This is a genomic window from Streptomyces sp. NPDC085944 (genome assembly GCF_040686295.1).
In the GTDB taxonomy this organism is placed as follows: domain Bacteria; phylum Actinomycetota; class Actinomycetes; order Streptomycetales; family Streptomycetaceae; genus Streptomyces; species Streptomyces salinarius.
This window is the reverse complement of sequence record NZ_JBFBJX010000027.1, coordinates 63302-73072: the sequence shown is the minus strand read 5'-3', so window position 1 is coordinate 73072 and position 9771 is coordinate 63302. Positions and strand designations below refer to the sequence as shown.

Here is a 9771-nt window from a genome sequence, read left to right as displayed (position 1 = left end):
TCACCCGCTCCCGCCTGGGACGACTCGTCCGCCAGGGATTCCTCGAGCAACCGGGACGCGGCCGCTACCAGAAACGGACTTAACGCCCTCTGAGAACGCGGCGAGCCGGTCTGCGCTGGGGAACCGAGACAGGTCACCACCGGTGGCAGCGAGGAACTCGGCGCCCAGCAGCGGTCCGATGCCGGGCATGCTGGAGATCACTGGCGCGAGATCGTGCGCGCGAAAGCGGGCTTCGATGCGTATGTCCAGTTCGTGGATCTTCTCGTGGAGATCGAGCAACTCCAGCGCCAGGTCGCGGACCACACGGGCGATCGCGGCCTCGCCGGGGAGCCGAGTGTGCTGTCGTTCCGCAGCATCGACAGCGGCGGTAGCCAGGTCTTCCGCGCTGCGAGTCTTGCGGTTGCGCAGCCATGCCGTCAGCCGCCTGCGGCCGAGACGTCGTAACGCAGCCGGCGTCTGGTAGCCGGACAGCAGCACCAGCGGTCCCATGCTCGTCAGTTCCAGGGCGTGTTCCAGGGCCGGGAAGATGCTCAGAACCTGCGCGTGCAGACGGTTGGTCTTCCGTGTCCTTTCCTACACCAGATCGGCCCGCCGGTCGGTCATCACCCGCAGTTCGGCGGTCAGTTCGCTCTCCGGGGTCAGGACGTGGAGGTCGCGGCGCATACGCGCCTGACCAGCGATGACCCGAGCGTCCTTCGCATCGGTTTTGCCCAGGCCGCGGTAGCCAGCCGAGGCCCGATTCACCGCGAGGCCAGGCAGATAGACGATGGTCTGTCCATGGTTGAGCAGGAGGTTGACCAGCAGGGAAGCCATGCCGTCGGCCACGTCGACGGACCACACCACATCCTCACCGAGCGCCAGTACTTCGCTGATGAGATGCAGCAGCTCCGGCTCGTCGTTGATCACCTTGCGGGACAGCAGCATCTCGCCGTCGTTGTTCAGGACAACGGTATGGTGGTGAGCCTTTCCGATATCGGTTCCCGCCCAGTTCCAGGCCATGGTTCCTCCGGTCGTTCGACGTACTTCGTACATCCGGACGACCCCTCCAGCATGGTCCTACTCAGCGATACCCGTTGGGCCCGCAGCTCCTCATCAGTGGTCGAGTCGTCGTGCGGCCCCGGGCGGCCAGGTGTCACAGGAACCATTGAAGGCAACCACCCCCAAGCCATACGCGGGGCCACTGGATCCTCGGGACCGTACGACAGCCCTTCCGGCCCATCAACAACGTAGCACCACCCCCCAGGTCATCGACTTCGACAGGGGGACACAGTCATGCCGGACCCGGAGGCCAGCGGCCCTCTTGCAGGACCGCGAAGAACATAACGGGGTTGGCGCTCCCATGAATGACGTGCGCAGGTACTCGTGTACAGCGGCTTCGGAAATGCGAAAGGACCGGCCGGAGGGGCCGGAGCGGATGGACGGCAGGTGTCCGCTCTGCACCAAGCGGTAGATCGTCATTTTCGACACCCGCATGATCGAAGCGGTCTCAGCCACGGTGAGGAGGACAGGCGCGGCCTGTGCTGCCAGGCGGGTGGCGACGACCGTGAGAGCCGCTCGTAGTTCCTGCGACATAGTGGCGTCGAGTCCGTCCAAGGGCAAGACGCCGAGAGCTTCCATAGCCTCGGGCAGGTCGTCGATCGCTTCAGGCCCTTCATGGGCAGGGTCTGTCAAACGAGCGGTGTAATCGGGGCGCCGGACCAGCGGATCTTCTCCCAGGGCACGAACCGCCGCCGTCGTGCCGACCCGGCGGTGGCGGTCAGGGGGAAGGTGAGGGATCGGTGGGGGCCGACCGGTCCACCGTGCGCGCTGTGCGAGCGGCTGCCGCATTCCCGGGCGATGCGCCCGCCGCGTCCGCCGGGCCTTGTTCCAGGGCGGGGAGGAAGCGTGCGATGGCCTCCGCGCGGCCGCCGACGCCGAGTTTGCGGTAGACGGTGTGGAGGTTGTTCTTCACCGTTCGCTCGGTGATGCCGAGCGAACGGGCGATCACCCGGTTGGACGCTCCCGTCAGCAGGAGCGTGACGATCTCGTCCTCGCGCGGGGTCAGCTCTCGACGGCGCTCGGCCGCGTCTGCCGCCGGAGCCGCCGGACGAGGAGCGCGCGCGGCCGGGACCCGGGCCGACGTGGCCGGCGCGTGCGGGATGCCTGCGCGGTTGTCCAGCAACCGCAGCATTTCGTGGAGTAACCGCTCGATCTCCCGGACCGCCGCGAGGATTTCCCGCAGGGGCTCCGGTGTGCCGGAATCGGTGGACCGTAATTCATCGTCGGGCACGCGTACCTCCGTTTTTCGCGCTCGCCGGAAACGGCGGCGCAGGTGGTGAGTTCATGGCGCGCTCACACGCGGACCGTGCCGGGACCCGGCCCGACCGGCGCGGTGTGCCGGTGTCATACCCGGAGCGCTGCCGGTGAAGCGCCGACGGCACTGCGCCCGGGGCTCGTCACCCGGGTCCGGGGAACACGCGTCACGCCGGATCGCTCCGGGCTCGTGCGCCCCGGGGGCCTGCCACCCACGGGATCTTGCGCACCGGGACCACCGGGTCGCCACTGCGCCTTCCCGAATGCCGTGATTTCTTGCGCGCGCCGGTCCGAAAACCGCGAACAGAGCGGAAAGTACCGGGGACTTATCCCAAGGTACCGGAGTTCTCGCGGTGTGCGGCGAAAGGGCACGGGAACCCGGCACGCGTCCTCGAAACCCTTTTCCCGAGAAGAGTAAGGAAGGTTATCCGGTGCGAAACGGTTCGGCTCGCCGCGCGGATCTTCTCGTCCACGCCCAGCTCGAGAAACACGCGCAGCGCCCCAACGCCCTGCTCGACCAGGCCAGGAAAGGACCGATGGCACCCGACGCGCTGCGTCGGCTCGTCCAGGCCGATCTGTTGTGCCTCAAAGCGGAGACTGTCGCGTACGCGACCCTACTGGCCCGCTTCCCCGACGGTCCGGCCGGTGAACTCTTCGTACGTCTCAACGAGGCCCTGCGCGCACGCCGGCCCCAACTGGAGCAGTGTGCCGCCGCGCTGGGCGCAAGCCGGGCCCCGCTCGCCTACCGGGACGGCGCGTTCGGCGCGTTCGCCTTCCCCAGCATGGTGTCGTGGGTGTCCCTGCACGCCGAGCGGGCCGCGGCCTCCCTGGCCGTGCACAGCGATTTCGCCGCCTACTTCCCGGCCTGCCAGGAGCTGGTCCGGCTGCTCGACGCGGCGGGGGTCGACGTCCCGGAGCGGTTCCGCGACTGCTACAGCGCGCCCCTGCCGGAAGAACTGCTGAGTCTGGCGGCGGACGTGGTCGAGGACGGGCTGCGCCGCGGCGACGAAACAGCCACGGCGACCGCGGTGGCCGACCTGCTGCGGGTGAGCCTGGACGGGTTCTGGCAGTTCGCGGCCGAGGGACCGCCGGCTGCGCGGAGCGCTGCGGACACGCCGGCCACGGCCGCGAACTAGGGGGCTGCGATGCGTGTCGGAATCGTCGGCGGCGGGCTGTCGGGGCTCACGCTGGCCTGGCTCCTGGACGGACACCACGATGTCGTGCTCCTGGAGGCGCGGCAGCGGCTGGGGGGAAACGCCGAGTCGGTGCCTGCCCGGAGCCGTGGACACACGCACGGGGTGGACCTCGGAGTGCGGGAGACGGCGCCCGGCTCCTTCCCCGTCTGGCGTCACCTCGCCACCGAACTCGGCTTCACCGCCGACGACCTGGTCACCTCTCCCGGTACTCGGACGCTGACGCGGGGCCCCGAGGCGCGCCCCGCGTGGGTGTCGCCGGCGGGACCCGCTGCAGGGGACCGTCCCGTGACGCCCCAGGGCCCGGTGCGGCGTGCCCTGAGGCGCTTCGGGACGGAGGCCGCCCGCTGGCAGGCCCAAAAACTGGACTGGGACGTCACGCTGGGCGAGTTGCTGGATGCATGGCCGGAAGACGTGCGCGCCCACACGGACCTGCTCGCCGCGCTGCCGGCGGCCCTGCACGGATGCACGGTGCGGGAGGCACGCGGTCTGTCGGCACGGGCGGCGGCCGCCCCGTTCGCCGACTCGCAGCCGCCAACGGAGGCGGGGCCGGAGGTGACGTATCTGCGCGGCGGCGCTCAAGCACTGGCGCAGGCCCTCGCCGGAGACCTGCGGAGGGCGACCGTACAGGTCGGGGCTCCCCTGCGTGCGGTGAGCGCGGACGGGGAGGGATTCTCCCTGATCGACACGGTCGGCGGTCTCCACACCGTGGACGCCGCAGTGCTGGCGCTGCCTGCGGACCGGGCGCGCGAGACGCTCGTCCCCCTGGACGGAGCGGAGGAGCTGCGCACCGCGCTGGGGGCCGTTCCGTACCGGACCTTGACCTACGCCCTGCACCGGGACCCCTTCGGAATGCCGGGGGACCGCGCGGCGTGGTCGACCACCAACACGGTGCTGCACGAGGGCTGGAGCGAGACGACGACGTGGTACGGCCCGTCGCTCGGCGCCGACCTGTTCGTCAGCCAGCTCACCCACCGCTCCGACCGACCGCGGCAGGTGCTGGCCCGCTCCGCCTACCGAACCGCGCTGCCGACCCCCGAGGCGGTCCGGGCCCGGCTCCGGCTGGCCGGTGCCGGGCGGGCGCGGCGTCTCTTCCTCGCGGGCCACTGCACAACACCGATCGACACCCAGGAGGCAGCGATGGCCTCCGCCATCGCCGTGGCCCAGGAACTGGCGCCCCGCGCCGACCGGCTGCGGCGGCTTCTCGACGACGTGAAAGGCGACTGAACCATGACCCACGAGCGCACCGTTCCCGTCCCCGCGACCCGGTGGACCGATGCGGTGATTCCCTGCATCGACGTCCGAGCGGGTCGCGCCGCCGAGCCGGCCGCGCACCCCGGGATCTCGGACCCCGGCGACGTCGTCGAGATCGCCGACGGGTACGCCCGCGGCGGCGCGACAACGCTCTTCCTAGACGTCGTCGATCCCTGGGAGAGCACCGGATACCTTCCGGACCTGCTGCGCGAGCTGGTCGAGACCGGACTCACACCGGTGGTCTCCGTGCAGCAAGGCGTCCTGCCCTCGACGGCGGCGTGCGCGACGCTGCTCACGGCGGGCGCGGGCAAGGTATCGGTGAGCACCAGTATGGCCGAGGAGCCCGGCCTCGTCGCCGCCGCCGCGGCCGAGCTGGGCGGACACCGCTTCGTCGGTGTGCTCAACTGCGCGGCCGACGGACGCGGCGGCTGGCACGTACTCGTCCACGGCGGCGACACGCCCACCGGCCTCCGGGCGACGGACGTGGCCCGCCGGTACGGCGAACTCGGCCTGGCGGCCGTGCTCGCCAACAGCGTCGACCGGGAAGGCACCTCCTTGGGCTACGACCTGGAGCTGACCGCGGCCGTGGCCCGGGCCTCCGGGCTGCCGGTGATCGCCTCCGGCGGTGCCGGCGAGGCCGGGCACCTGGCGGACGCACTCGCGGCGGGGCACGCCACCTACGTGCTGGTCAACAAGCTCGTGCACTCGGGGCGGGCTTCGGTCGCCTCCCTCGGGGCGGAGCTGTCCCGGGCCGTGACCACGCAGGAGGGCGGCCGGTGAGGGCACTCGTCTTCGCGCGGCACGGCGACCCCGCACGGGTGTTGCGGCAGGCCCGGGTGGCCGTGCCGGAGCCCGCCGCCGGGGAGGTGCGGCTGCGGATGGCCGCCCGCCCGGTCAACCCCTCGGACCTGCTGTTCGTCCAGGGCCGGTATGGCCGCCGCGCCCGGTTCACCACCCGCGCGGACGCCGGGAGCGGACCGTCCGGCGACGCGACGGTGGCGGTCGCGGGGTTCGAGGGCGCGGGAGTGGTCGACGCCCTGGGCCCGGACACGAGTGGGCCGCCGCCCGGCACGCGGGTGGCCGTCGCCGCCGACGGCACCTGGCAGGAGTACGTCTGTGTCCCGCCCACCGCCCTGCTGCGGGTGACCGAGGCCCTGCCCCTGGACGCGGCCTGCCAACTGACGGTCAATCCGTTCACCGCCCGGCTCCTGCTGGATGATCTGCAACTGCGCGAAGGGGAGACGCTGTTGCTGACCGCGGGCGCGTCCGCCGTCGGCCGCATGACCGCCTGGCTCGCCGGCCGTCGCGGCGTGCGGTGCCTGGCCGCCGTGCGCCGGGCGGGACCGCGGCCCGCTGTGGAGCGCAGCGGTGCGCTCCCGCTGCATGCCCGCACCGGTGCGGAGCTGAGCGCCACCGTGCGGCAGGCCACGCGGGAGCGCGGGGTGCACGCCGTCCTGGACGCGGTGGGCGGAAGCCTGGGCGGTTCGGCGCTGCGCTGCGTGCGACCGGGCGGACGCTTCGTCTCCTACGGGTTGCTCTCCGGCGACCCGCTGCCCGTCCCGCCCGAGGAACTGATCTTCCGCCGGGTGCGTGTGTCCGGGTTCTGGCTGCCCGAGCGGCTTAAACGCCTGGAACGCCAGGGACCGGAGCACGTCGGCCGCCTGGCGGACGAGATCGGCTCCGCCGTCGCGGCGGGACTGCCCGGTTTCGAGGTGGCCGCCCGGTACGTCCGACCACGCCCGCGCCCTGGAACACGCGACGCGGCCGGGAGACACCGGGAAGGTGCTGCTCACCGGCTGACCCGGGCCGCCCCTCCCCTCTCCCCCGCACGTTCGACGAGCGCGCCACGTCCGACGCGTGGCCGCGCCCCCCAACCCCCGCACCGAAGGAGATTCGCCATGCACGACACCGCATCCCGCGACCGCCCCGTCCCGGACCACGTCCGGCGGTGGAACGCCACGGCTGCCGACTACCCCCGCAACGCGCTGATCCCGGGCCTCTTCGCCGAGCGGGCCGAACGCGACCCGGACGCGGACGCCCTGCTCTGGCCCGACGGGCGGTGGACCTATCACCAGCTCCGGGAGCGGGTGCGCCGGACGGCGGCCCACCTGCGGGCCCGGGGCGTGGGCGACGGCGACACTGTGGCGATGCTCCTGGAACGGTCCCCGGACGCCGTCGTGGCGGCGCTCGGCATCCTCGAAGCGGGCGGTGTCTACCTGCCGCTCGACCCGAAGCACCCGGACGCCCGGCTGGCCTCGGTCCTGAAGGACTCGGGGACCGGCCACGTGATCGCCGCGCCGGGGACCGGCCTGCCCGGCGAGTCCACCGCGGTGCTCGTCACCCCCGGGGAGGCCGCCGCACATCCGCTGCCGTCGCGCGATACCCGATGGACCGGCGGGCGCCGGGCGACCGACGCCGCCTACCTCGTCTACACCTCCGGTTCCACGGGCGCCCCCAAGGGCGTGGTCTGCACCCACCGGGGGCTGGTGCGGTTCGCGGCGGCCGACCACCCGGCGGTGCCGGGGCCCGGCGAGCGGCTGCTCGCCACCACCAATCCGACGTTCGACGTGTCCTGCTACGAGATCTTCTGCACCCTGCTCAACGGCGCCTGTCTGGTCCTGCCGGAGCCTGAAACGCCGCTGGACCCGGCGGCTCTGGGCTTGGCTCTGCGGGAGCAGGGGATCACGGTCGTCTGGCTGAGCGCCGGTCTGTTCCACCAGCACGCGCAGGCGGCGCCGGGCATGTTCGCCGGACTGCGGTGCCTGATGGCCGGCGGAGACGCGCTGAGCCCTTCGGCCGTCCGGGCGGTGCTCGGGCACGGCCGCCCCCGGTTCCTCGTCAACGGGTACGGTCCTTCGGAGAACGCCGTGATCAGCACGACCCACGTCATCGAGGAGCTTCCTCCGCACGCCGAGCTGGTGCCCATCGGCACACCGCTGCCCAACACCACGGCCTACGTCGTACGCCGCGACGGGCGACCGGCCGCCGTGGGCGAGGAGGGCGAGCTGTGGCTCGGAGGCGACGGGGTGGCGCTGGGGTACCTCAACGAGCCCGGGAAGACGGCCGAACGCTTTGTTGTCGACCGCTTCGGGGACGACCCGGAGGGCCGGCTGTACCGGACCGGCGACATGGCGCGCTGGCGCGCGGACGGCGTCCTGGAGTTCCTCGGTCGCCGGGACCGCCAGGTGCAGTTGCGCGGCTACCGCGTGGAACTCGACGAGATCGAGCACGTGCTCAGCGCCGTCTCCGACGTCCGGGAAGCGGCCGTCGACGTACTCGGCGAAGGCGGCGGAGAACGCCTGGGGGCCGCCGTGGCCTGCGCTCCGGACGCGGACACCGCGGCACTTGTGCGGCGCCTGCACGCGCACGCCCGTGACCGGCTCCCGGCGTACATGGTGCCCGCCCGGATCGTCGCCACGGCGGAGCTGCCGCTGACCACGAGCGGCAAGGCCGACCGGGACCGCCTGCTGGCCCTCCTCACCGCGCCGCAGTCCACCGGGACCGACGGGGACGCTCCTCGGGGCGGCGACGAGGAGGCGGTCGCCCGCATCTGGCGGGAACGGCTCGGCGTGGACGCGGTCGGCCGCGACGACGACCTCTTCGCCCTGGGCGGCACCTCGTTGCTCGCCACGCAGGTCGCCGCGGCCGCCCGGTCGCACTTCGGCATACCGGCGCGGCACAGCACGGAGCTGCTCCGCAGTCTGCTGGACAACGCGACGCTGGCGGCCTTCACCGCCCGGGCCCGCGAGCTGGGCGACTGCGGCGGGCGGCCGGTAGGTGCGGGCGAGCGGCCGGACTTCGCCGCCGAGGCGCGGCTGGCCCCCGGGCTTCGGTTCACCGTGCCGAAGGCGGCCTGGGCGGAGGTACCAGGGAACGTCCTGCTGACGGGCGGGACCGGCTTCCTCGGTGTCCACCTGATCGCCGGCCTCGTACGGGCCGGGGCCCATCGGGTCTACTGCCTCACCCGGGCCCGGGACACCGAGGAGGGCCACCGCCGGATCGCCGCGCGCATGCGCCGCTACGGACTGGACGCCTCGGCGTGTGAGGACCGCGTCGTCCCCGTGCCCGGCGAGCTGTCGGAGCCGCACTTCGGGCTGGGCGACGCCGCCTGGGACGAGCTGGCCCGCGCCTGCGACCTCGTGGTGCACTCCGGAACCAGCGTCAACTTCGCCTATCCCTACCGGGCACTGGCCCCCGTCAACGTGGACGGTACCCGCACGGTGCTGGAACTGGCCGGCACCCACCGCCTCAAGACGGTCCACCACATCTCCACGATCGGCGTCATCGCGGGCTTCGGAACCGCCGGGGTACGGCACGTGTCCGAAGACACACCCCTCGACTACCCGGACCGGTTCTCGCTGGGCTACATGGAGACGAAGTGGGTCGCCGAGCGCCTGGTGGGCCAGGCGGCCGAGCGAGGTCTGCCCGTGGCCGTCCACCGCCCGTACGAGATCACCGGCACCTCCGACCGGGGGGTGTGGAACACCGACACAATGATGTGCGCGCTGTTCCGGACCATCGCGGAGAGCGGGCTGGCTCCCGACATCCCGCTCCCGCTGGACTTCGTCCCGGTGGACTACACCGCCGACGTCATCACCCGCGTCATCACGCACGAGAAGCCGGACGGCCGCGTCTACCACATCACCAACCCGCGGGACGCCCGGCTGGGCCTGCTCGTCGAACGGCTGCGGGCCATGGGCTACCGGGTCGAGCACGTGCCCTACGACACGTGGGTCGACACCGTGGCCCGGTGGACCGCCGAGGACCCGGAGCATCCGATGGCCCCGTACATCCCGATGTTCACCGAGCCTGCGTACGGCGCCGACATGTCCGTCAAGGAGATGTACTTCGCCGGCACCTTCCCCGCCTTCGACCGGCACAACACCGAACGTGCCACGGCCGGGGGCGGGCTGGAGTGCCCGCCGGTCGACGCCCGGCTGCTCGACCTGAATCTGCACTACCTCCGCGACGTCGGCTACCTGCCTCCGCCCGAGGCGCAGGTGCCCGCGCGCTGACCGGACCAACCGCCGCG

Annotated in this window: 7 protein-coding genes and 1 pseudogene; 4 read left to right on the top strand and 4 right to left on the bottom strand. The window is 72.4% G+C overall.

Translation table 11 applies throughout. The features are described 5' to 3' along the window. The 4 genes and pseudogenes from AB0P07_RS34205 to AB0P07_RS34190 all read right to left on the bottom strand — a co-directional run bounded on the left by AB0P07_RS34205 (position 1) and on the right by AB0P07_RS34190 (position 2269). Complete coding sequence (locus tag AB0P07_RS34205; protein ID WP_365557692.1) at positions 1 to 489, bottom strand: transposase; 489 nt, start codon at positions 487 to 489, stop codon at positions 1 to 3. Positions 490 to 573: 84 nt separating this feature from the next. Beyond that, complete coding sequence (locus AB0P07_RS34200; RefSeq protein ID WP_365557689.1) at positions 574 to 999, bottom strand: IS110 family transposase; 426 nt, start codon at positions 997 to 999, stop codon at positions 574 to 576. A 336-nt stretch (positions 1000 to 1335) separates the two neighbouring features. After that, positions 1336 to 1527 (bottom strand): annotated as a pseudogene (locus AB0P07_RS34195) (helix-turn-helix domain-containing protein); the annotation flags it as partial. A 229-nt stretch (positions 1528 to 1756) separates the two neighbouring features. Next, a complete protein-coding gene (locus tag AB0P07_RS34190) occupies positions 1757 to 2269 on the bottom strand; it encodes a helix-turn-helix transcriptional regulator (RefSeq protein WP_365557686.1) in 513 nt (170 codons plus the stop codon). Between the two features lie 454 nt (positions 2270 to 2723). Here AB0P07_RS34190 and AB0P07_RS34185 point away from each other — a divergent pair, with 454 nt between their 5' ends. Genes AB0P07_RS34185 through AB0P07_RS34170 form a run of 4 tightly spaced genes read left to right on the top strand, consistent with a single transcriptional unit; the run spans position 2724 to position 9754 of the window. Then, the gene (locus AB0P07_RS34185) at positions 2724 to 3428 is read left to right on the top strand and encodes a hypothetical protein (protein ID WP_365557683.1); all 705 of its coding nucleotides are present in this window, start codon (positions 2724 to 2726) and stop codon (positions 3426 to 3428) included. A gap of 9 nt (positions 3429 to 3437) precedes the next feature. Beyond that, the gene (locus tag AB0P07_RS34180; protein ID WP_365557680.1) at positions 3438 to 4712 is read left to right on the top strand and encodes an FAD-dependent oxidoreductase; all 1275 of its coding nucleotides are present in this window, start codon (positions 3438 to 3440) and stop codon (positions 4710 to 4712) included. Positions 4713 to 4715: 3 nt separating this feature from the next. Then, the gene (locus AB0P07_RS34175) at positions 4716 to 5519 is read left to right on the top strand and encodes a HisA/HisF-related TIM barrel protein (RefSeq protein ID WP_365557678.1); all 804 of its coding nucleotides are present in this window, start codon (positions 4716 to 4718) and stop codon (positions 5517 to 5519) included. Further along, complete coding sequence (locus AB0P07_RS34170; RefSeq protein ID WP_365557675.1) at positions 5516 to 9754, top strand: amino acid adenylation domain-containing protein; 4239 nt, start codon at positions 5516 to 5518, stop codon at positions 9752 to 9754. Before AB0P07_RS34175 ends, AB0P07_RS34170 begins: the two co-directional genes overlap by 4 nt. Positions 9755 to 9771: the final 17 nt, after the last annotated feature.